The organism is Duganella sp. 3397, from assembly GCF_031456625.1.
Lineage (GTDB): Bacteria > Pseudomonadota > Gammaproteobacteria > Burkholderiales > Burkholderiaceae_D > Rugamonas > Rugamonas phyllosphaerae.
In genome coordinates this window covers 222,580-244,366 of the sequence record NZ_JAVDVB010000002.1, presented here as the reverse complement: position 1 = coordinate 244,366, position 21,787 = coordinate 222,580, and the positions used below count along the sequence as shown (strand labels likewise).

Here is a 21,787-nt window from a genome sequence, read left to right as displayed (position 1 = left end):
GGGGTCATCGCTGCCGGTATATTCCGGCATACTTGATCCCGAACCACAAGATCGGTACATAACAGGCGGCCGGCAGCAGGAACGACCACTGCACGCCAACCACGTCGGCCAGCACGCCCTGCCCCACCGGCACCACGGCGCCGCCCACGATCGCCATGCACAGCCGGCCGGCGGCCTGGCCGGTGCCGGCGCCCAGCTGGTGCAGTCCCATGCTGAAGATGGTCGGGAACATGATGGCGTTGCACAGGCCCACGGCCAGGATCGCCCACATGGCCACGCTGCCGCTGCCCGCTACCGCCACCACGATCAGCGCCACGGCCAGCGCCGCGCTGAACGCCAGCGCGGTCCCGGCGCTCACGCGGCGCATCACCAGCGCGCCGACGAAGCGGCCCACCATCGCCCCGCCCCAGTACAGGCTGACGTAGTGGGCGGCATTGGCCACGGTCAGGCCGGCGATATGGCGCTCGGTGAGGAAGCTGACGATGAAGCTGCCGATCGCCACCTCGGCTCCCACGTACAGGAAAATCGCCAGCACCGCGAACACCAGGCGCGGGTGCTGGCGCAATACCAGTGGCGTGCGGTCGTCGGCGGTGGCCGCCACCTGCGGCAACCTGGCCAGCGCGAAGGCCACGCTCAGCGCCAGCAAGGTGCAGGCCAGCAGCAGGTACGGACCTTTGACAGCGTCGGCGCCGGCAGCGGCGCTGTCGGACAGGATCAGCCAGGCGCCCACCAGTGGGCCGACCGTGGTGCCCAGCGAGTTGAAGCCCTGCGTGAGCGTCAGCCGTCCGGACGCGGTGGCCGCCGGGCCGAGGATGGTCACGTACGGGTTGGCCGCCACCTGCAGCATGGTGATGCCGCTGGCCAGCACGAACAGCGCCGCCAAAAACAGGCCAAAGCCTGCCTGCGCGGCCGGATAGAACATCAGGCAGCCGATGCCGGCCGTGGCCAGGCCAACCACCACGCCACGCTGGTAGCCGATGCGGCGCACCAGCGCGCCAGCCGGCAGCGACACCAGGAAGTAGGCGCCGAAAAAGCACGACTGCACCAGCATCGCCTGGACGTAGCTCAGCGTGTACACCGCGCGCAGGTGCGGGATCAGCACGTCGTTGAGCGCGGTGATCAGGCCCCACATGAAAAACAGCATGGTGACCATGGTCAGTGCGCCAGTGCGACCCGGTTGCGGCGCGGTGATGGCGGCTGGGGTATCGGGCGGGGTCTGGGCCGGTTGAATGAGTGACACGTTGATCCTTTATGTATATATATTGTTAGCGGCCGTCGATCATCTTGTGGGCCAGGTCGGGCACGAAGGCGCCGGCGGCGGCGGCGCAGCCGTCCGCCTCGCCCGGCGACTTGATCCACAGCGTCATGGCCGGCTGGCTGCCGGCGGCGTGGATGCGCGGTGCGGCGCCCAGGCGGCGCCCGGCCGGGTCGCACCACTCCTTGCCCAGCGGTCCGTTGCCGTTGCGGCTGGTATCGACCACGAAGGATTTATCGAGCTGGTACTTGTCGCGCAGCGCATTGGCGACGGCGATGCCGTAAGGATTGCTCTCGCCATCGGTGCGGTAGTTCGAGACATTCAGGGCAAAGCCCGCAGCGACCGCCACGCCGGCGTCCACCAGCCGCGCTGCCGCTTCCTGCGGCGCCAGCCAGTCGCTGTTGCCGATGTCGATGAAGACCTGGGCGTTCGGCGCCAGCGTTTTCAACTGGCCGGTCGCGTACTGGAACAACTGCAGGCGGCTCGCCTTGCCGCCGGCGTCGAGGCAGTCCAGTTGCGGCAAGGCGTCCGGCTCCAGCACCACCACGGCGGCGCGGCCGCCGATGCCGCCGGCAAAGGCGCGAATCCAGTCGCGGTAGGCGGCGATGGAACCGGCGCCGCCAGCGCTGTGCTGGCCGCAGTCGCGCGCGGGAATGTTATAGGCCACCAGCACCGGCAGACGGCCGGCCTCAGCAGCGCCGTCCACGTACTTGTCCACGGCAGCGCCGATCTCGCCGCTCCAGCCGCCGAACCAGCGTGCGCCGGGCTGGCTGGCGATGCGCGCGCCGATGTCGGCTGCGCGCGGGTCGTCGCGATGGTCGCGCACCCAAGTGGCGGCGCTCGATTGCGGGTCGACATACAGTTCGGGGGTGGCGGAAGTTGCGGCAGTTGCGGAAGTTGCAGCAGTGACGGCAGCAAGCGCGCCCATTTGGCAAGCCAGCGCCAGCGCCAGTATTTTCAGCCTGGATTTCATGGTTTCCTCATCGTTGACAGGTCGACAAGCGGGAGCGCCAGGGCAGCGCGCTCCCGCGAACACGTTTAGAACGTGTAGTGCAGCTGCGCCGTGTAGCGCGGGCCGGTCTTGAACCAGGTGTGGTTCAGATTGCCGATGTGCTGGTCCATGGTCTGGCGGAACTTGACGTCGTTCAGGTTCTGCGCTTCCAGGCCGATCGACAGCTTCTCGGTGATCTTGTAGAAGATCGAGGCATCGACCTGGCCATACGCTTCTGCCCACAGCGGCAGGCCCCAGGCCAGGTTGGTGGCGCCGAAGGTCGGGCTGGCAGGGTTGGTGTCCTTGCCATCGGTGCCGCGCGCGCCGAAGGTATTGACCGCCTGCAGGTTGCGCGAACGCCAGTTGTACGCCACGCGCGCCGAGACCGGACCACGGTCGTACATCAGCGACAGGTTGCCGCTGCGCTTGGACAGTCCCTGCAGCGGCAGGTTGCCGAACACGCGACCATCGGTGTCGCAGCCGTTGATGTTGAGGTTCAGGTTGACCTTGCCGTCGGCGCTGCCGCTGCAATACGCGGAATATACCGGGTTGTACAGGTCGCGCTTGCTGTCCACGTAGGTGAAGCTGGCCTGCAAACCGATGCCCTTGAGCCAGTCCGGCACGCTGTCGTAGTACTGCTGGTACGCCACCTCGAAACCGTTGGCGCGGCCCTTGGCGCCGTTCACCGGCGAGGTCACGGCAAAGCTGTGCATGGTGCCGGCCGTATCGGGCAGTTCCACGCTGACCAGCTGGTCCACCACGATGTCCTTCAGGCGCTTGTTGAACAAGGCAAAGGTCAGCGAGCCGCCCGGCGCGAAATACCATTCCGCCGTCAGGTCCAGCTGGGTGGACTTGGTGGGCCGCAGCATCGGGTTGCCGTACGCCTCGCCGGTCAGGCTGACGTTGTCGATATTGACGGCGCCGGTGGTCGGGTTGCTGCTGCTGTTGACGACTTGCGACAGCGAGTTATACGCCTGCAGCTTGTTGAAGTCCGGGCGCGAAATCGCCTTGGCCAGCGCCAGGCGGAACTGCCAGCCGTCGGTGCCTTTCAGGCGCAGGTTCAGGCTCGGCAGCAGGTTGTTATAGCTGTTCCTGAAGTCGGCCGCGCTCGCGATTGCCCCGATATTGGGGATCGCCACGCCGGTCACGGCGGCGCCCGCCGGAATCGCTGGCATGTTCGGCTTGAACACGGTGTAGCCGGCGGCGGTCATGTCGGTCTTCACGTAGCGCACGCCGAGGTTGCCGTCCACCGGGTACTTCAGGTCGTCGAAGCCGAAGCGCAGCTGGGTGTAGAACGCCTTGGTCTTTTCCTGGACGTTGTTGTTCTCGGAAGGGTCGGTGCCGAACGACGCCTTTTTCCATGGATCGCAGGTGCCGCCCCCTTGGGCAGCGACGCGCTCCTGGCACAGCACCGTATGGTACTCGTGCAGCTTCTGGTAGCTGTCGGGGTAGCCGAGCGCCAGGGCGTCGGCCGGGAATACCGCGGCCGGTACCGAGGCGTCGCCATTGAAGAAGTTATTGAACGGGTGTACCCGCGCGCCGCCGGCAAAGCGCGGATCGCTCAGGAAGGCCAGGTTCGGGATATCCCAGCCCAGCATCCACGGCTGGGTGATCGGCTGCCAGTTGTAGCTGGGGTTGGACGTGCGGGTATCGGATTTGCGGTCAGTGAACCGCACGCCGAACCGCACGTCGCGCAGCACCGGGTGGTCGAAGCTGCGCTGGAAGTCGGTCTTCCATACGTTGTTGCTGGCGGTGGAGCGGTCCAGGTGCTCCATCGTATAGGCCCAGTAGTAATTGGCCGGGTTGGCGATGTAGGCGCGGTCGGCGTCGTCGAAGGTGAGCTTCGGCAGGCCGCCGGTCAGGTCCAGGCCCTGCTTGGGCAAGCGCAGGCCGGTGGCCACGTCGGAGTCCAGCGACTCGGTCCTGGCGCGGATGCGCTGGAAGTCGTTGCGCACGGTCCAGTCCTGGTTGATACGCCACTGCACGTTGAGGGCGATATCGGTGGTGGACGAGTCGCGGCTCGAGATGCGGCGGTCCGGGTTCAGGTTGATGCCGCTGTGGTCGGGATCGGACAGCGTGCCGGACAACAGGGCGCCGTTGGGCGCGTACACGCCGTTGGCCACCTTGATATCGAACGGGGTGGCGTGCGACATCAGCATGGCCTGCTCGTTCCAGCTGTTCTCGTAGCTGGACTTGAAATACGTGAGCGACGCGGTCAGGTCGCGGTTCGGGCGCCACTGGGCGGCGGCGTACTGGCCCTTGCGTTCGCGCTCGAATTCCATGGTGCGCCAGGTCACGCCTTTCGGCACCCAGACGGTCCTGCCGGGCACCAGGTCGTCGCGCGGATAGTACGGCTCGACCTGGAAGTTGTCGGTGCGGGTATCGCTCTGCGACTTGGCAAAGTCCACCAGCAGGCCGAATTCGCCGAACGGCGTGGTCCAGCGGTCCGACAGCAGCAGCGACGTCGAAGGCGTGGCCTTGCCCTTGCGCAGCGTGGAATACGACATCTGGCCCGAGACCGCGCCCCGGAAGCCCTTGTAATCGAACGGCATCGCCGTGCGCAGGTTGACCAGGCCGCTGATCGCGCCTTCGATCTGCTCGGCGGACGGGTTCTTGTACACGTCGACGCCGGCCATCAGTTCGGGCGGCACGTCCTCGAAACTGAGCGAGCGCGCGCCGTTGGCGGAAAACGAGTCGCGACCGTTGAGCTCGGAGCGTACGTAGTTCAGGCCGCGAATCGCCACGCCCGAGCCTTCCACCGCGTAGTGCTGCGGGTCGCCTGCCATGCTGCGGTCGATGGTCACGCCGACTACCCGCTGCAAGACCTCGGTGACGGAACGATCGGGTAGCTTGCCGATGTCGTCGGCGTTGATCGAATCGACGATCTCGTCGGCATTTTGCTTGATTTTCTGGGCCGACTGCAGCGCCGCGCGCTGGCCGGACACGACCACGACCTTGGCCTCGGCCGGCTCGACCGGCGGCTTGTCGGCAGCCGTGGTTTGCGCCCAGGCGGCGCCGGACATCATGCCCAGGTGGGCTACCGCAATCGCCATGGCCGTCTTGTTCAGGTGTTTCATTCTGTCTCCGATGCAGATGTATGTTGGTTCGCTACCGCTCTTGAGGCCGGCTAGCGGGTTTTGAAATCGTTGTCAAACAGCGTCTAAAAAAGCTGGCAACTGCCCGTTGCAGCGCGCCTAGCAAAAACAACTTCTGGTTGCTTTATGTTTTTCACCAACTGCTGTTATGAAATCGCTTTCAAGGACGCGAAGTTACCTGAACTACAAAAGCTGCGTCAATGAATTTGTTTAATGCAGTCCACTAAACGTAGTAAAAATACCAAATCGCCGACATTTTCTTGGTCCCGACTACTTTCCGCTTGACTTGAAAGTTATCTTTGAAGACCATGCATTGAAATCGATTTCAAACTTTGGACAGGGCAACCGCCCAGGGGCCTGGGCGGCACAGGAGGTGTTGGGGGACGATTGCGGCAGGGGAAGAGGCAAGCTGGCCCCGGCGACGAACGCACCGGGGCCAGGGTAAAACGCGAGGTCAGGCGGCCAGCGCGAGCTTGCGCGGCCGTGGCGCGACCGGGCGTTGCTGCCCCGCGCCTTCGAGCTTGAAGATATTGACCAGTTGCTCGAGCTGGCGGGCCTGGTCCTGCATCGACTCGGACGCCGCTGCTGCCTGCTCGACCAGGGCGGCATTTTGCTGGGTCACGCTGTCCATCTCGCTGATGGCCTGGTTGACCTGCATGATGCCCGACTCCTGCTCGGCGCTGGCGGCACTGATCTCGGTCATGATATCGGTCACACGGCGCACGCTGCCCACGATCTCGTCCATGGTGTCGCCGGCGGCGCCCACCAGCTGCGTGCCGGCGGCTACCTTGTCCACCGAGTCGTTGATCAGCGCCTTGATTTCCTTGGCGGCGCTGGCTGACCGGTGCGCCAGGGTGCGCACCTCGGTGGCCACCACCGCGAAGCCCCTGCCCTGCTCGCCGGCACGCGCCGCTTCCACGGCAGCATTGAGCGCGAGGATATTGGTCTGGAACGCAATGCCGTCGATGACGCCGATGATGTCGGCGATTTTTTTAGCCGAATCGTTAATCGCCGTCATGGTGTGGACCACCTGCCCCACCACCGCGCTGCCGCGCGTTGCCACGTCCGCTGCGCTGCCGGCCATGGCCGTGGCCTGGCGGGCGTTGTCGGCGTTCTGCTTGACGGTGGACGTCAGCTCTTCCATCGACGATGCCGTTTCTTCGAGCGAACTGGCCTGCTGCTCGGTGCGCGACGACAGGTCCAGGTTGCCGGTGGCAATTTCCTGGCTGGCCGACGCAATGGTTTCGGTGCCCTTGCGGACCTCGTTGATGATGTCGTGCAGCTTCTGGATAAAGCCGTTGAGCGAGGTCGCCACCTGGCCGAACTCGGCGGACAGCGCCGGCAGGCGATAGGTCAGATCGCCCTCGCCGCTGCGCAAGTCCTCGGTGGCCAGCAGGATCGCCCGCAATGGCTGCAACACCATTTTTGCCAGGATGACGGCCAGCAAGACCGACAACACCACCGCCAGCGCACCGCCGCCGATCAGCGTCATCCTGGTGGTGGCCTGCATGGTGGCGGCATTGCGGGCGCGCTCGACCAGCAAGGTTTGCTCGGCGCCTGCCAGCTCGGCCAGCGTGGCGCGCATCTGGTCCATCAGCGTCTTGCCCTTGGCGGCCTGTTCGAAGGCGATCACCGCTTCCACGGTGGCGGTGCCGGCCACGCTGGCGCGGCGCAGTGCAATTGCCGGCTCGGCGGCGGTGGCGCGCCATTGCTGCTCGGCTTCCTCGAGCTTCTTGAGACGTTCCTGCTGCGCAGCATTATCGGACGTCAGCGTGCGCACATGCGTCAACGCCTTTTTAAAGGCGGCCTGGCCCGCCACGAACGGCTCGAGCGACGCCTGCGCGCCGGTCAAGGCGTAGCCGCGCTCGCCCGTCTCCATGTTGATCAGGCTTTCCAGCATTTCCTGGCTGGCGCCGAGCACCTCGTGCGTGTGCTCGTTCCACTGGTTGGCTTCGTTCAGCTTTGAAAAATTGACGTAAGCAACCGTCAACAAGGTGATCAGTATTACCAGGATCAGCGCGAAGCCGGCGTACAGCCGGGTGCCGATACCCATCTTGGTCCATAAAGTGTTCATGTTTTTTTCCTGTCCCGCGACTGGTGCCGAATGCGCACCGCCCGCCGCAAAGTGTCTGCGCAGACGGTCATCGGGCCGGATGCGCTGGTGGACACTGAATTGTTTAAGTGAGGGAGACTGCGACGGCAGGTAGGGGGCCGGTAACAACTTGCAGAATGCTCGGCTTTGGGAGCAAGGAGACGTGGCGCCACGACGGGCAACCGGTAGCACAATATTACATTAGGAAATTCCACAAAGCAATATTTTATAAATTTGTAGCAACCGGCGTGGTAGAACCATCACAGCGCCGGTTGCATGAAAAAAGCTACTGCGGACCACCCTTGGCCATCTGGCCGAAGACTTCGTCGCGCCGTACCCAGGCATGGAACAGCGCCGCGCCCAGGTGGGCCAGGATGGTGGCAAACAGCACGTACGCCAGCACCCCGTGCAGCGGACGCAGCATGCCGTACACCTCCGGGCTGTGCGGCAAAATTGCAGGCAGGTGCACGCCGCCGAACATCTTGATCGGGTAGCCGCCAGCGGACAACATGGCCCAGCCAATCAGCGGCATCGCCAGCATCAGCCCGTACAGCAGCCAGTGCGAGGCGTGCGCGGCGAACTTCTGGATGGCCGGCAGGTCGGCAGGCAAAGGCGGCGTAGGCCGGGTCAGGCGGTTGACCAGGCGCACGATGGCCAGCAACAGGATGGCGATGCCGAGCGGGCGATGCAAGTCCAGCAGCGGCGCGCGGTATTGCAGCGAGACCACCATTCCGGCGCCCACGAACAGCATGGCGAGGATGGCCAGCGCCATGGACCAGTGCAGCACCCGGGCCAGCAGGTTGAAGTGGCGTGGACGGTTCATCGGGCGCTCCCGTTCTGGTTGGCAGGATAGGCGGACTTGCCTTCGGCAATTTCACGTTCGCGGCGGTTGAACGACACCGAGTAGGCGGCCGAGCGGGCCCGCAGCACCGGATCTTCGCTGCCGGCGACGCCGTCCGGCACGATCAACGGGTCGAAATTGAGGTCGCGGCACGGGCCGGTCGCTTGTGGCTCGGCGTGCTTCATCGCCAGGGTGCCGATGGTGGCTTGCTGGCGCGTGTCGGGCCACGCCTTCGACGGGTCGGTGATCGGGTCGCCCGGTGCGGCGATTTGCACCACCAGGTCCCACAGCAGCGGGCCGGCGGCCAGGCGGCGGTCGAGGTCGGCGATCAGAAAGTCGGGATCGGCGGCCTTCAATTGTTCGGACGTGAGCGCCACGAACGGCAGGCGCGGCCGCATCGACCAGCGCACCATGCGCTGGTCACCTTGGGCATTGGTCAGGCGGAAAGCATTGACGCCGTTAAAACGGGTATTGCCCAGGCTGTCGGACCGGGGCGCGGTCTTGGCCCAGGCCTGGAAGGCGGCAATCTCCGGGTGCGCGGCCAGCACGGCCTTCATTTTTTCCGGGTCGGGCTTGCCGGTGGCAGGGTCGGGCTTGCCGGCCTCGTTCATGGCCTGGAACGCCTGCGGCGTGGCGGCGGCAAAGAACGGGAAACTGTTCATGGCAATGCGCCAGTCCTGGCCGTCGTCGGTTTTCAGCTGCACGGCCATGCCGCGCACCGGCGACGCCCCGTCGGGCGCGTACGGATTGTTGGACGACGCCGAAAAGCGGCCGATCACCTCGATCGACGGCTGCGCAAACGCGCGCGCCTTCGACAGGCTTGCCGCGTCGGGCGCCGGGGTAAACGTGCCGGCAAAGCACACGCCCTTGCTGTGGGCACGGCGAAAGCCCGAGGCTTGCTTGCCCGAGCCTTCGGCAAAGTTCATCATTTTCTGCGGCGTCAGATTGTGGTTGCCGAACCAGCCACCCACCCACGCGAACAGCGCGGCAAGGATGGCCAGGATCAGGGCAATCGGTAACAGCAGCAGCATGGAGCCGCGGCGCGGATTTGGGATAGGCATGTGGGGCTGGCTTTCGTATGGTCGATGGCTGGCGACGCGGTGTACTCGTCGTGCGCATGATCATAACTGGTACAGCCCGCTTTTGCCGCTCCACAGGTTTAATTGCTCAGGCCGCGAAACCGCCATCGATCAGCAAGTCGGCGCCGGTGACAAAGCCCGCTTCCGGTCCCGCCAGGTAGGCTACCATGGCCGCCACTTCGTCGGCATCGCCGTGGCGCTGCAAGGCCATCAGGCCGTGCATGCTGGCGGCGAAGTCGCCCTCGGCCGGATTCATGTCGGTGTCGATCGGTCCGGGCGACACGTTGTTGACCGTGATACTGCGCGGTCCGAGGTCGCGCGCCAGTCCTTTTACCAGGCCGACCAGCGCCGACTTGCTCATGGCGTAAGCGGCGCCGCCCACGAACGGCATGCGCTGAGCGTTGGTGCTGCCGATATTGATGACGCGCCCGCCCTCATTCATGTGCGCCACGGCCGCCTTGGTGGCCACGAACACGGCGCGGACATTCACGGCGAGGGTGGCGTCGAAATCATCGAGCGAAAACTCTTCTACCGAGCCGAGCCGCAGCACGCCGGCGCTATTGACCAGGATGTCGAGGCGTCCGAAATGCGCTGCCGCCCGGTCGATGGCGGCGCTCAGGGCAGCGGCGTCGGTGGCGTCGGCGTGGAAGGCGATGGCGCTGCCGCCGGCCGCCTCAATGTCGGCTACCAGCGCTGCGGCAGCGCTTGCCGAAGCGCCGTATCCGATGGCGACTTTGGCGCCCTCACGCGCTAGGCGGCGGGCGGTGGCAGCGCCGATGCCGCGCGAACCACCGTTGATGAATGCGACTTTGCCATCCAGGTTCAGGTGCGAATTCATGATCATTTCCTTTCGGGGGGTTAGTTAATGAATCAAGTATGGACTTGGGGACTAAATCCGGGTAGCGTGCAATAATCGCTTTCACTTTCAACCATTGGTATCGAATCCAGATGATCGACGAACTCGGCAGCCACCTGGACGCCTTCATCAACGCCGCCGCCGAAGGCAGCTTTTCCGCCGCCGCCCGCAAGCTGGGCGTCACCCCCGCCGCCGTCAGCAAGAGCGTCGCGCGCCTGGAAATGCAACTGGGCGTGCGGCTGTTCCAGCGCAGCACCCGCAGCCTGGCGCTGACCACCGATGGCGAACGTCTGTATGCGCAGGTGCGCCTGCCGTGGACCGAAATCGGCGACGCCCTCACCGCCCTGCGCCAGGGCGCCGGCAAGCCGGCGGGCACGCTCAAGGTATCGATGGCCCACACACTGGGCCGCAACTATATGTTGCCGCTGCTGGACGATTTTATCGAACGCTATCCGGACGTGGTGCTGGACCTGCATTTCGATAACCGGCAAGTGGACCTGATCGGGCAAGGGTTTGACGTGGGCATCGGCGGCGGCATCGAGCTGACCGAGGGGCTGATCGCGCGCGAACTGGCGCGCGTGCACATCGTGCTGGCCGCCGCGCCCGCCTACCTGGAACGCCACCTTGCGCCCGCCTCGCCGGCCGACCTGGTGCGCCATCGCGGGCTGTTGCGGCGCTCGCTGGCAACCGGACGGCTGCAGCCGTGGACCTTGAAAAACCAGGAAGGACAGGAAATTGTCGCCAGCATCCGGCCGGTGGCGATCCTCGACGATCCGGAAGCGATGACCAGCGCGGCCGCGCGCGGCCTCGGCATCGCGCTGCTGCCGCTGCCGCACGCCCTGCCCTACCTGGACAGCGGCGCGCTGGTGCGGCTGCTGCCGGACTGGCATGCTGAAACGCGCCCGCTGACGATTTACTATTCCAGTCGCAAGCTGGTGCCGGCCAAGGTTCGCGTGTTCGTGGACCATGTGGTCGAACGGTTCCGCGCCAGTGTCCATCCGGTGCGCTTCACCCAGGGCTGAAGCATGGACCTTGGACCATCAGGGCAAATGCAGGTCCATGCCGAGCGTTCTGACCATGACGTAGGTGACCACGGCCACCGCCAGCAGCGCCAGTACGAAGATCGCCGCCACCTTGCCGCCCGCGCGCAGCACCGCGCGCTTTTCCCTGGTCTTGCGGCCTTGATCGTAATGCCACTTGATGGCAAAGAACATGCCCGTTCCAAGCACGATAAACTTGAACGTAAAGAAGACTAAGGGGATCCATTCCATGTTTTCGGGTATTTCCGGTGATTGCGGGCGGTGATTGAGGCTATCTACAGCATACTACTGAAAAACAATATCCATACATCGAGACAAAATGTCCCAGGTAAAAACCATACAAGACCAGCACCTTGCCGCCTGGCTGCCGCGCCTGGCCGGCAACCGGGGACCACGCTTTTTGCAGATTGCCGATGCGTTGCAGGCGGCAGTGGCGGATGGCGCGCTGGCGCCGGGTGACCGGCTGCCGCCGCAGCGCCAGCTGGCGGCCCAGCTGGGCGTCGACCTGACCACCATCACGCGCGCCTACGACGAAGCCAGGCGACGCCAGCTGCTGGAGGGGCGCGGCGCACGCGGCACCTATGTCGCAGCGCCAAAAGTGCATTTGACGTCGATCCTCGACCTGAGCATGAATACCCCGCCACCGCCGGACGGGGTGGACTTCGACGACCTGCTCAAACAAGGCCTGTCCCAGGTACTGCTGCGGGCGGACAATGAACTGCTGATGACGTACCACCCGGGCGGCGGCAGCGACTCCGATCGCCAGGCCGGCGCCACCTGGCTGGCGCCGATGTTGGGCCAGGTCGATGCGCGCCAGGTGGTGGTCTGTCCCGGTGCGCAGGCGGCGATTGCCGCACTGATCCTGGCGTTCACCGCGCCTGGCGACATCATCCTGGCCGAACCGATCGGTTATCCCGGCCTGCGCGACGCAGCGGCCCAATTCGGCCGGCACGTGGTTGCGGTGGCCACGGACCAGCACGGCATGCTGCCCGAGCAGCTGGAGCACGCGTGCCGCCAGCACCGGCCGGGGTTGATCTACCTCAATCCCACGTTACAGAATCCCACTGCCATCACCATGCCGGCAAGGCGCCGCAAGGAACTGGCCGCCATTGCGCAGCGCTGCCAGGTCATCATAGTCGAGGACGATCCGTACTGGCTGCTGGCGGAGGCCCCGCCGCCGCCGCTCGCCACGTTCGCACCACAACAGGTGGTCTATATCTCGACCCTGTCGAAATGCCTGACGCCGGGCTTGCGCGCCGCCTTCGTGCTGCTGCGCGATGCGCAGCAACGAGAACGTTTTCTGGTCGCGCTCAGATCATTTGCGCTGATGGTCGCGCCGCTGACGTCGGCATTGGCCACCCAGTGGATACTCGACGGTTCGGCCGGCCGCCTGCTCGACGGCATCCGCACCGAAGCGCGCCTGCGCTACCGCATGGCACGCGACATCCTGGCCGGGCGCTACAGCGGCCTCGGTGACGGTCTGCATGTCTGGCTCGAGTTGCCGGCGTACTGGACCCCTGCCCAGCTTGCGCAGGCCGCCGGCAGCGTCGGCATCGCGGTCACGCCGGCACAGGCGTTCGCCACCGGCAGCACCGCCGTCAATGCCATCCGCATCTCGCTCGGAAGTACCAGGGACCGTGGCCACTTGCAGGCAGGCCTGCAACGGCTGTCGCAATTGCTGGCGCAGCAGCCCGCGCCCGGCTCAAGCGTTGAGCGGGCCGATGCGCAACCTCAGCCGCCTGCCCGCCCAGTGAAATCGGCCATCGGCAGGATGAAGTCGGGGTAGCGCGCGCGCAAGCTGTCGAGTTCGGTCAAGGTGCCGGACAGATGGCGCCGCAGCCACGCCTGGGCGCCGGCGGCATCGCCGGCGGCGATCGCCTGGGCGATGCCGGTGTGTTCCTCCAGCACGGCCTGGGCCTTGCCGTTGAGCGGCACGTGCAGGCGGCGCAGCCGGTCGAGGTTGCCGCTGGCGCCGCGGATCATGTGCCAGATCGTCATCAGCTGCGCGGCCTCGTACATGGTCTTGTGGAACTCCTGGTCGAACAGGATGAAGCCGCCAAGGTCGTCCGCCTCGAGACAGGCGCGCTGCTTGATCACTGCCGCCTGCAGCAACCTGGCCGTGGCCGGATCGCCCGCGTTGGCCAGCCCATGGACGATTTCCAGTTCCACCGACAACCGCAGCACGTGGGCCTGCCGCGCCGAATCGAGGTCGATGGCGCACACCCGGGTCAGGTGTTGCGGAAAAATTTCCACCAGCCCCTCTTTTTCCAGCCGCGACAGCGCGTCGCGCACCGGCATCGGCGACAGCTCGAGCGCTTCGGCCACCTGGGTGCGCGACAGCGAAGTGCCGGGCTCGAGAGCGAGCGTGACGATCATCTCGCGCAAGTGGTCGTAGACCTGGGAGGCGGCGCTGCGCGAGCGGTCGAGACGGAAGGTAGCGGTCAGGCGCTCTAGGGTCATATTGCGGTATCAACGGGAGTGGCGCGGTCGTCGCGGGGTGACGATTCTAGCAAATTTCGATAGCGCGAACGCAAAAGAATCGGTTACACTCGCCTCCGTTACCTAGGATCCTAGCTCCAATCTTTCGAGGAATTGCCACCATGCAGAGCACCAACACCCCAGTTATTACCGAAATGCAAGTAATTCCGGTCGCCGGCTACGACAGCATGTTGTTGAACCTGTGCGGCGCCCATGCGCCCTATTTCACCCGCATCCTGGTCTTGCTCAAGGACAGCGCCGGCCATGTCGGCATGGGCGAGGTGCCCGGCTCCGCAGGCATCCTGAGCGCACTGGAAAAGGCCGCGCCGCTGGTCACCGGCACCGAGATCGGCCGCTACAACCGCACTCTGGCGGCGATGCGCGAGGCCATCTCCGGCAAGGCCTCGCACCAGGTCACCAACGCTGCCGAACAGGCCGTGCTCAAGCAGCCGCACGAGATCAACCTGCGCCTCGAGAACGTGGTCACCGCCGTGGAAGCGGCGCTGCTCGACCTGCTGGGCCAGCACCTGGGCGTGCCCGTGTGCGAGCTGCTCGGCGCCGGCCAGCAGCGCACCCACGTGCCGATGCTGGCCTACCTGTTCTACATCGGCGAGCGTCAGCGTACCGACCTGCCCTACCTGTCCGGCGCCGGACAGCAGGGCTGGTACGCCCGGCGCCACCAGCAGGCGCTCACGCCAGAGGCGATCGCCGACCTGGCCTCGGCCAGCGTCGAGCAATACGGCTTCCGCGACTTCAAGCTCAAGGGCGGCGTGATGCGGCCGGAGCAAGAAATTGCAGCGGTGGCGGCGATCAAGCAGCGGTTCCCGGACGCGCGCGCCACGCTCGACCCCAACGGCGCCTGGTCGCTCGAACAGGCAATTGCCGCCTGCCGCGGCCAGGGCCATATCCTGGCGTATGCGGAAGACCCGTGCGGGCCGGAAAACGGCTACTCGGGCCGCGAAATCATGGCCGAATTCAAGCGCGCCACCGGCATCCGCACCGCCACCAACATGGTCGCCACCGACTGGCGCCAGATGGCCCATTCGCACCTGCTGGGCGCGGTGGACATTCCGCTGGCCGATCCGCATTTCTGGACCATGCAGGGCTCGGTGCGCCTGGCGCAGCTATGCCACGACTGGGGCCTGACCTGGGGTTCGCATTCGAACAACCATTTCGACGTGTCGCTGGCGATGTTTACCCACGTGGCGGCGGCGGCCCCGGGCGCCATCACCGCCATCGACACCCACTGGATCTGGCAGGAGGGCCAGGAGCGGCTCACCGAGGAACCGTTGCAGATCGTCGGCGGCCAGGTGGCAGTGCCGCAGCGCCCGGGCCTGGGCATCACGCCGGACATGGAGCGGATCCACGCGGCGCACGAACTGTACAAGCGGGTGGCCGGCGGCGCCCGCGACGATGCGCACGCGATGCGCTACCTGGTACCGGACTGGACCTACGATCCCAAGCAGCCGAGCCTGGGCCGCTGACGGCGCCAGGGCAAGATCGAACACCTATAAGATATATAACGACAGGAGACACAGATGCACCAGAAAAAAATCATGGCAGCAGCGATGTTGCTGCTCTCCCCTTGCGCCTGGAGCCAGTCCAGCGTGACCATCTACGGCGTGCTCGACGCCGGACTGTCCTTTGAAGGCGGCAACAAGGCCGGCTCGGTCACCAAGCTCACCGGCGGCATCTCGTCCGGTTCGCGGCTCGGCTTCAAGGGCACCGAAGACCTTGGCGGCGGCAGCACCGCGCTGTTCGTGCTAGAGAGCGGAATCCAGGCCGACACCGGCGCGTCCGGCCAGGGCGGCGTGCTGTTCGGCCGCCAGGCCTTCGTGGGCATCGGCAATACCAGGCTCGGCACCCTTACCTTCGGGCGCCAGTACGCCCCGCACTACCTGGCGGCGGTGTTTGCCGATCCCTTCGTCAGCGGCACTTCGGCCGACGAAAAAAACCTGATCAATGCGGTGTCCAACGGCGGCCGCATGGACAACAGCATCAAGTACGCCAGCCCGGTGCTGCACGGCTTTAGCGGCGAGCTGGTGTACGCGGCCGGCGAAATCGCCGGCGATGCCTCGGCCGCCAGTTCGCGCGGCGTCGGCCTGAACTACAGCGACGGCCCGCTGGCGGTGCGCCTGAACTACCACGACAAGAGCAACGACACCGCCACCACGCGCCTGGCCAGCGCGCGCAATACTTTGCTGGCCGCTACCTACAACTTCAAGGTCGCCAAGCTGTTCTTCGCCTACGGCGTCAACAAGGGCCCGCTCAGCTCCACCCTGCGCAACAGCACCAATCCCTATGGCTACGCGGTGGTGCCGGTGGCCACCACGGTCACCCGCGACAGCACCGACACCCTGCTCGGCGTGAGCCTGCCGCGCGGTCCGCACACGCTGCTGGCCTCGTGGATCCACAAGAACGACAAGGAAGCGGCCAACCAGGACGCCGACCAGCTGGCGCTCGGCTACCGCTACGCGCTGTCGCGCCGCACCGACCTGTACGCGATCTATGCGCGCATGAACAACCGGCGCGGCGCCAGCTACACGCTGGGCAATGCCAGCGACGGCGGCAGCGGCGACCGCGCCGTCAACCTCGGCATGCGCTTTACCTTTTGACCTGGGCAGGCCCGCCGCCCGTCTGGCCCCGCCTCGTCGTTACGCATCCCTAGAACCAGGAGATCACCGTGCAACAACCACCAACAACATCCATGGACAGCACCAACCCGCTGCTGGCCCGCGCGATCAGCAAGGTCAAGTGGCGCCTGCTGCCGCTGCTGGTCGTCATGTTCATCGCCAACTACATCGACCGCGTCAACATCGGCTTCGTGCGTCCGCACCTGAGCGCCGACCTCGGCATCGACGCCGCCACCTTCGGTTTCGGCGCCGGCCTGTTTTTCATCGGCTACGCGCTGTTCGAGGTGCCATCGAACATGATGCTGCAAAAGGTGGGCGCCAAGGCCTGGCTAACCAGGATCATGTTCACCTGGGGCATCGCGGCTGCGGCCATGGCGTTCGCCCAGGGCCCGAACTCGTTCTATGCGCTGCGCTTCCTGCTCGGCGTGGCCGAAGCGGGCTTCTTCCCCGGCGTGGTGTATTACTTTACACGCTGGCTGCCGCGCGCCGAGCGCGGCAAGGCGATGGCGGTGTTCCTGAGCGGTTCGGCGGCGGCCTCGGTGCTGTCGGGGCCGATCACGGGCGGCCTGCTGCAGGTGGAGGGACTCGGCCTGCACGGCTGGCAGTGGATGTTCCTGATCGAAGGCGGCTTCTCGATGGTGTTGTGCGTGGCCGTGTGGTTCCTGCTCGACTCCGAGCCGCGCGACGCCAAGTGGCTCAGTAACGCTGAACGCGACGCCCTGACCGACGCCATCGCCGCCGAACAACTGGAGCGCGAGGCCGCCCACAACGCCAAGGGCCACCACGGCAGCAGCCTGCACCTGCTGCGCGATCCGCAGATCGTGCTGTTTTGCACCATCTACTTCATGATCGCGCTGACCATTTATGGCGCCACCTTCTGGCTGCCGACCATCATCAAGAAGATGGGGCATTTCAGCGAGTTCGAAGTGGGCCTGTTCAATTCGGTGCCATGGCTGATTTCGATCGTGGCCATGTATATCTTCGCCGCGCTCGCGCAGCGCTACAAGCACCAGCAGGGCTGGACTGCCGCCGCGTTTGCCGTGGCCGGCGCCGGCATGTTCGCATCGGCCTCGACCGGCAACCCGGTGTACGGCTTCGTGGCCATTTGCTTCGCGGCGATCGGCTTCAAAGCGGCCTCGTCCCTGTTCTGGCCGATCCCGCAATCGTATCTCGACGTGCGCATCGCTGCCGCCGTGATCGCGCTGATCAACTCGGTGGGCAACCTCGGCGGTTTCGTCGCCCCGGCCGCGTTCGGCATGCTGGAGCAGCGCACCGGCTCGATCCAGGGCGGCCTGTACGGCCTGGCCTGCGCTTCGCTGCTGGGCGCGATCGCAGTGCTGTTCGCGCGCAGCCGGCCGAAGTCCGACCAGCCGGGGCAGCTGGCCTCGCAGGCCTGACGCGCCGCTGTCCCATCGGCTGCCGCAGCTGGCTTCGCGTCCAGTGTGCGGCATGCCGAACAATTCAGCATCAGTCCAGGCTCATGCCAGCCATTGCAGGAACTGCCCGCTGAGCGGCACCGTCAGCGCCGCCAGCAAGGTTTGCGCGGTGATCAGCGCGGCCATCAGGCGGGTGTCGCCACCCATCTGCTTGGCCATGATGTAGGCATTGGGCGCGGTGGGCAGCGCGCAATAGAAACAGGCCGCCAGCGCCACCGGGGCCGACACCGCGAACAGCAAGCACACCTTGGCCGCCAGCAGCGGCAGCACCAGCAGCTTCAGTATCGACGTCGTGCCCAGCGCCAGCGGACGCAAGCCCTGCAGTGAAAACACCAGTCCGCTGCCCACGCAAATCAGCCCCAGGCACAGGGCCGCCTTGCCCAGGATGTCGAGCGTATTGAACAGCGGCGCCGGCAATGGCAGGCCGGCCACGCTCCAGATCACGCCGGCCAGCGTGGACAGGATGATGGGATTGGTGGCCAGGTTGCGTGCGATGCGCGCCGGCTGGGTGGGCACCCCGCTCCACCATGACAGCGCGATCACCGAGATCACATTGACCAGCGGCAGGCACAACGCCAGCGCCAACATCACCAGCGCCGCCGTTGGCGGCGTAAACAACAGCGCCGAGACGGCGATGCCAAAATAGGTGTTGGGCCGGACCGCTCCCTGCACCACCGACGACCGCGCCGCGTCCGGCATGTCCCGCGCCGGCAACAGCGCCAGCAAGGCCACGACCGTCACCAGCAGGGTTGGCAGCACCGTGGCCAGCGCCAGCTCACCGACCTGCGCCGACTGAAAGCTTAACCGCGCCGTGCCGCTGAACAGCAGCGCCGGGAAACAGATGTTGTACGAAAATTTTTCTATCGATGGAAAAAAGGCTTCCGGCAGCCAGCCGAAGCGCCGGATCGCCACCCCCAGCGCAATGATCAGCAATACCGGCAGAATCGCATTCACCATGTTCAATCCGCCGAAATGCCGGAGGGTCCGACACGCTCGGCATTCGGCCTGTTGGCCATGCGGATGCGGATCAGGTGACGCGCCGCATCGGTGTAGTCAGCGCGGCCATGCAGGGTGCGCCGGTTGTCCGCCCACAGCAGGGTATCGTCCGGCAACTGCTGGCAAAAGCGTGGCGCGCGCTGTTCGATCACTTCGTGCAGCAAGTCCAGCGCTGCGCGCACGGCTGGCGTATCGAGCGCCGGCCGGGCCGCCAGGCCCTTGAGCAGCGCGTCGTAGCGCCAGCGCATGGTCAGCGCTCCGCCCTGCCGCTCGAACACCGGCGCCAGTTCGATTTCCACCTGCTCGTCGCTGGCCGCGTACACCGACGGCACGCGAAATGGCAATGGCGTCGCGAACAGCAGCGCGCAGGCTTCGCGGCCGGCCTCGCTGCGCTGCAGTTCTTCGTAGAGGTCATCGACCGCGATCAGCAGGGAAGCGCCGCCACCGCAACGCGCAGCAGTGACCACGTACAACAGGAACTGTTCTTCCGGCATCGGATAGAACGACGAGTCGGTATGCATGTCGGCACTGCCGACCCGCTCCGAAAACGTCACGAAGCTGCTCTTGGGCGCACTGCCGGGCCGGGCGCGGATATCCCAGGCCACGCGCTGGGTACGCTGGTCGGTCGAGGTCGGATAACCGAGGCTCAGCGCTATCGCGTACAGCACGGCGTTGCGCGGCGCCTCGTCGAGGCCGGCAAGGCCGAGGCCGGTGATCGCTAGGCCGCGCGCCTCGGCGCCGCCAATGTAGCGCTGCAAAGCATGCAGTGACGGGATGGTCAGCAGCGCGCGCCGCAAGGCCACCTCGTCCGGGTGCGGATAGAAGCCGTTACCGTTGAAGTCGCTGAAGTAGCGGCCGACCAGCGCGATAATTGCGTCTTGGTCATAGCCCCAGTCGAAATTACGGTGGTTGACGAATACATTCGGGGATTGCTGAAGTGCTATGCCCATCTAGATCTCCTAAAGAAGTGCCTTGTGGCAACACTCCCGGAATACTAAGCCACACCATATTGCAATGCAACATGATGGAACGACCATACTTTGGGACGCTTTCCGGTTCAACCACGACGGAATGCGGCGCTGCGGGGTTCCCGGGTCAATATTCACTACTAAATAATCTATTGATGATTATTGTTAGCATAAATGTGTCTATGGAGAAATTACTTGGCCCTCTTGCCAATATTTTTAGGATACAGAAATAATTGCGACGTGATATTATCCGTTTCTTTGTGGCAATTGTCACACATTCTAACTTGTCTCTTCCAATAACACACCAGGGCGCGCCGTCGCTCATTGTCTGAAGGATTCTTTTATGACTTCGTTACGTAATTTGAAGCTGGCAACCAAGTTGGGGCTGGCGTTTGCGCTGGTGCTGGCGCTGGCTGCAGCTGTCGATATCTTTGCCATCGTAAAACTGGCGCAGATCAACAGCGCATCCACCGAGTTGTCCGAGCGCTGGATGCCGGCGATGCGCGTGGTACAGGACCTCAAGGCCCAGATCGCCCGCGTGCGCACCCGCGAATTCCAGTACATCATTTCCACCGACCCGGCCGAGATGGACAAGTACGACAAGGTCATCGCCAACGACCTGGTGGACCTGCGCAAGATGCAGGACACCTACGCCAAGCTGATTGCCACGCCCGAAGAAAAAGCGCTCTACGGCGAATTCCTGTCGCTGTGGGACCGCTACATGATCGAAGACGGCAAGATCCGCGCCGCCTCGCGCGCGGCCGAGAGCGACACCGCGAAACAGCTGCTGCGCGGCGAATCGAATAAATTGATCGTCGCCCTGCGTGGCCAGATCGACAAGCTGGTCACGCTGTACGGCGACGGCGGCGACGCCGCCTCCGATAAAGCCGATGCGCTGTACGACTCGGCGCGGTTCTGGATCATCACGTTGCTGATCGGCTCGGTCGTACTGGGCGCCCTGTGCGCGACGCTGATTACGCGCTGGCTGGTCAAGCGACTCGGTGGTGAGCCTGACTACGCGGTCAAAATTGCCGGCAAGATTGCCGACGGTGACCTGACAGTCGCCATCGACACCCGCCCCGGCGACCAGGACAGCCTGCTGTTCGCCATGAAATCGATGCGCGACAGCCTGGCCGGCCTGGTCCAGGAGGTGCGCACCGGCACCGACACCATCGCCACCGCCTCGCAGCAAATTGCCGCCGGCAATGTCGACCTGTCGGCCCGTACCGAGCAGCAAGCTGCGTCGCTCGAGGAAACCGCCGCGTCGATGGAAGAGCTGACCAGCACCGTCAAGCAAAACTCGGCCAGCGCCAGCGAGGCGAACGACCTGGCGCTGAGCGCTTCGGCCGTGGCGCAAAAAGGCGGCGCCGTGGTGTCGCAGGTGGTGCAGACCATGGGCTCGATCAACCAGTCGTCGCGCAAGATCGTCGACATCATCGCCGTCATCGACGGCATCGCCTTCCAGACCAATATCCTGGCCTTGAACGCGGCGGTCGAGGCTGCGCGCGCCGGCGAACAGGGTCGCGGCTTTGCCGTGGTCGCTTCCGAAGTGCGCAACCTGGCCCAGCGCTCGGCAGCGGCAGCCAAGGAAATCAAGGAACTGATCAGCGACTCGGTCAACCAGGTCGAAAGCGGCAGCAAACTGGTCGAGCAGGCCGGCGCCACCATGGAAGACGTGGTGGTCAGCGTGCGTCGCGTGACCGACATCATGAGCGAGATCAGCGCCGCCGGCGCCGAGCAGCGCGCCGGTATCGAGCAGGTCAACACTGCGATCGCCGGCATGGACGCCGTGACGCAGCAAAACGCCTCGCTGGTGGAAGAGGCAACGGCCGCTTCGCAGAGCATGCAGCAGCAGGCTGCCGCGCTGAGCGAGCTGGTGTCGGTGTTCCAGTTGGCCAGGTCTGCGGCCCGGGTCGTGGCAACAAACTCGAGCCGCAAACGTCTCCGGGCTTGAGTTTCCTCACGCGAATGCTAAGTGGCGCACATATAGCGCACATAAGCCAGGTGTGAGCAGTGGTAAATTGCCG

The 21,787-nt window shown here is 65.2% G+C and carries 17 protein-coding genes; 6 read left to right on the top strand and 11 right to left on the bottom strand.

Annotated features, from left to right (window positions below; genetic code table 11):
- Window positions 1-4: 4 nt before the first annotated feature.
- From J2X54_RS05755 to J2X54_RS05725, 7 genes are all read right to left on the bottom strand, one after another.
- Window positions 5-1,240 (bottom strand): sugar MFS transporter, encoded by a 1,236-nt coding sequence (locus J2X54_RS05755; RefSeq protein WP_310178935.1) that lies wholly within the window; start codon window positions 1,238-1,240, stop codon window positions 5-7.
- 25 nt (window positions 1,241-1,265) lie between these two features.
- Window positions 1,266-2,228 (bottom strand): glycoside hydrolase family 6 protein, encoded by a 963-nt coding sequence (locus J2X54_RS05750; RefSeq protein ID WP_310178933.1) that lies wholly within the window; start codon window positions 2,226-2,228, stop codon window positions 1,266-1,268.
- Between the two features lie 65 nt (window positions 2,229-2,293).
- On the bottom strand, window positions 2,294-5,323 hold the full coding sequence (locus tag J2X54_RS05745; protein WP_310178931.1) for a TonB-dependent receptor: 3,030 nt from the start codon (window positions 5,321-5,323) through the stop codon (window positions 2,294-2,296).
- A 472-nt stretch (window positions 5,324-5,795) separates the two neighbouring features.
- Window positions 5,796-7,415, bottom strand: coding sequence for a methyl-accepting chemotaxis protein (locus J2X54_RS05740; protein WP_310178929.1), 1,620 nt, complete (start codon window positions 7,413-7,415; stop codon window positions 5,796-5,798).
- A gap of 304 nt (window positions 7,416-7,719) precedes the next feature.
- Window positions 7,720-8,256, bottom strand: a complete 537-nt coding sequence (locus J2X54_RS05735; protein WP_310178927.1) for a cytochrome b — start codon at window positions 8,254-8,256, stop codon at window positions 7,720-7,722.
- Complete coding sequence (locus J2X54_RS05730; protein ID WP_310178925.1) at window positions 8,253-9,335, bottom strand: catalase family peroxidase; 1,083 nt, start codon at window positions 9,333-9,335, stop codon at window positions 8,253-8,255. The genes J2X54_RS05735 and J2X54_RS05730 overlap by 4 nt, the downstream gene beginning before the upstream one ends.
- 106 nt (window positions 9,336-9,441) lie before the next feature.
- Window positions 9,442-10,191, bottom strand: coding sequence for an SDR family oxidoreductase (locus J2X54_RS05725; protein ID WP_310178922.1), 750 nt, complete (start codon window positions 10,189-10,191; stop codon window positions 9,442-9,444).
- A gap of 110 nt (window positions 10,192-10,301) precedes the next feature.
- On the opposite strand from J2X54_RS05725, the gene J2X54_RS05720 reads away from it, so the two are divergent.
- The gene (locus tag J2X54_RS05720) at window positions 10,302-11,231 is read left to right on the top strand and encodes a LysR family transcriptional regulator (RefSeq protein ID WP_310178919.1); all 930 of its coding nucleotides are present in this window, start codon (window positions 10,302-10,304) and stop codon (window positions 11,229-11,231) included.
- Between the two features lie 18 nt (window positions 11,232-11,249).
- Here J2X54_RS05720 and J2X54_RS05715 read toward each other — a convergent pair whose 3' ends face one another.
- Window positions 11,250-11,423 carry a hypothetical protein gene (locus J2X54_RS05715; protein WP_310178916.1) on the bottom strand — a complete coding sequence of 58 codons (174 nt, stop codon included), beginning with the start codon at window positions 11,421-11,423 and terminating at the stop codon, window positions 11,250-11,252.
- A gap of 145 nt (window positions 11,424-11,568) precedes the next feature.
- On the opposite strand from J2X54_RS05715, the gene J2X54_RS05710 reads away from it, so the two are divergent.
- A complete protein-coding gene (locus J2X54_RS05710) occupies window positions 11,569-13,035 on the top strand; it encodes a PLP-dependent aminotransferase family protein (RefSeq protein WP_310178914.1) in 1,467 nt (488 codons plus the stop codon).
- On the opposite strand, the gene J2X54_RS05705 is transcribed toward J2X54_RS05710, so the two are convergent.
- Window positions 12,981-13,709: a GntR family transcriptional regulator gene (locus tag J2X54_RS05705; RefSeq protein WP_310178912.1), complete on the bottom strand. Its 729-nt coding sequence runs from the start codon at window positions 13,707-13,709 to the stop codon at window positions 12,981-12,983. The genes J2X54_RS05710 and J2X54_RS05705 overlap by 55 nt on opposite strands.
- Before the next feature lie 140 nt (window positions 13,710-13,849).
- Here J2X54_RS05705 and J2X54_RS05700 point away from each other — a divergent pair, with 140 nt between their 5' ends.
- From J2X54_RS05700 to J2X54_RS05690, 3 genes are all read left to right on the top strand, one after another.
- Window positions 13,850-15,211: an enolase C-terminal domain-like protein gene (locus tag J2X54_RS05700; protein WP_310178909.1), complete on the top strand. Its 1,362-nt coding sequence runs from the start codon at window positions 13,850-13,852 to the stop codon at window positions 15,209-15,211.
- A gap of 54 nt (window positions 15,212-15,265) precedes the next feature.
- Entirely contained in the window at window positions 15,266-16,342 is a 1,077-nt protein-coding gene (locus J2X54_RS05695; RefSeq protein ID WP_310178906.1) for a porin, read from the top strand.
- A gap of 92 nt (window positions 16,343-16,434) precedes the next feature.
- A complete protein-coding gene (locus J2X54_RS05690; RefSeq protein ID WP_310179829.1) occupies window positions 16,435-17,757 on the top strand; it encodes an MFS transporter in 1,323 nt (440 codons plus the stop codon).
- Between the two features lie 81 nt (window positions 17,758-17,838).
- On the opposite strand, the gene J2X54_RS05685 is transcribed toward J2X54_RS05690, so the two are convergent.
- The gene (locus J2X54_RS05685; protein WP_310178904.1) at window positions 17,839-18,753 is read right to left on the bottom strand and encodes an AEC family transporter; all 915 of its coding nucleotides are present in this window, start codon (window positions 18,751-18,753) and stop codon (window positions 17,839-17,841) included.
- A gap of 2 nt (window positions 18,754-18,755) precedes the next feature.
- Window positions 18,756-19,742, bottom strand: a complete 987-nt coding sequence (locus tag J2X54_RS05680; protein WP_310178902.1) for a TauD/TfdA family dioxygenase — start codon at window positions 19,740-19,742, stop codon at window positions 18,756-18,758.
- Window positions 19,743-20,103: 361 nt separating this feature from the next.
- Here J2X54_RS05680 and J2X54_RS05675 point away from each other — a divergent pair, with 361 nt between their 5' ends.
- A complete protein-coding gene (locus tag J2X54_RS05675; protein WP_310178900.1) occupies window positions 20,104-21,714 on the top strand; it encodes a methyl-accepting chemotaxis protein in 1,611 nt (536 codons plus the stop codon).
- The last annotated feature ends 73 nt before the right edge of the window (window positions 21,715-21,787 follow it).

Excerpts from the sequence above, each read along its gene's own strand:
- J2X54_RS05750 (WP_310178933.1), bottom strand. The coding sequence starts at position 2,228 with ATGAAATCCAGGCTGAAAATACTGGCGCTGGCGCTGGCTTGCCAAATG.
- J2X54_RS05730 (WP_310178925.1), bottom strand. The coding sequence starts at position 9,335 with ATGCCTATCCCAAATCCGCGCCGCGGCTCCATGCTGCTGCTGTTACCG.
- J2X54_RS05685 (WP_310178904.1), bottom strand. The coding sequence starts at position 18,753 with ATGGTGAATGCGATTCTGCCGGTATTGCTGATCATTGCGCTGGGGGTG.
- J2X54_RS05675 (WP_310178900.1), top strand. The coding sequence starts at position 20,104 with ATGACTTCGTTACGTAATTTGAAGCTGGCAACCAAGTTGGGGCTGGCG.
- J2X54_RS05740 (WP_310178929.1), bottom strand. The coding sequence starts at position 7,415 with ATGAACACTTTATGGACCAAGATGGGTATCGGCACCCGGCTGTACGCC.
- J2X54_RS05735 (WP_310178927.1), bottom strand. The coding sequence starts at position 8,256 with ATGAACCGTCCACGCCACTTCAACCTGCTGGCCCGGGTGCTGCACTGG.
- J2X54_RS05695 (WP_310178906.1), top strand. The coding sequence starts at position 15,266 with ATGCACCAGAAAAAAATCATGGCAGCAGCGATGTTGCTGCTCTCCCCT.
- J2X54_RS05705 (WP_310178912.1), bottom strand. The coding sequence starts at position 13,709 with ATGACCCTAGAGCGCCTGACCGCTACCTTCCGTCTCGACCGCTCGCGC.
- J2X54_RS05715 (WP_310178916.1), bottom strand. The coding sequence starts at position 11,423 with ATGTTCTTTGCCATCAAGTGGCATTACGATCAAGGCCGCAAGACCAGG.
- J2X54_RS05745 (WP_310178931.1), bottom strand. The coding sequence starts at position 5,323 with ATGAAACACCTGAACAAGACGGCCATGGCGATTGCGGTAGCCCACCTG.
- J2X54_RS05725 (WP_310178922.1), bottom strand. The coding sequence starts at position 10,191 with ATGAATTCGCACCTGAACCTGGATGGCAAAGTCGCATTCATCAACGGT.
- J2X54_RS05680 (WP_310178902.1), bottom strand. The coding sequence starts at position 19,742 with ATGGGCATAGCACTTCAGCAATCCCCGAATGTATTCGTCAACCACCGT.
- J2X54_RS05710 (WP_310178914.1), top strand. The coding sequence starts at position 11,569 with ATGTCCCAGGTAAAAACCATACAAGACCAGCACCTTGCCGCCTGGCTG.
- J2X54_RS05720 (WP_310178919.1), top strand. The coding sequence starts at position 10,302 with ATGATCGACGAACTCGGCAGCCACCTGGACGCCTTCATCAACGCCGCC.
- J2X54_RS05690 (WP_310179829.1), top strand. The coding sequence starts at position 16,435 with ATGGACAGCACCAACCCGCTGCTGGCCCGCGCGATCAGCAAGGTCAAG.
- J2X54_RS05700 (WP_310178909.1), top strand. The coding sequence starts at position 13,850 with ATGCAGAGCACCAACACCCCAGTTATTACCGAAATGCAAGTAATTCCG.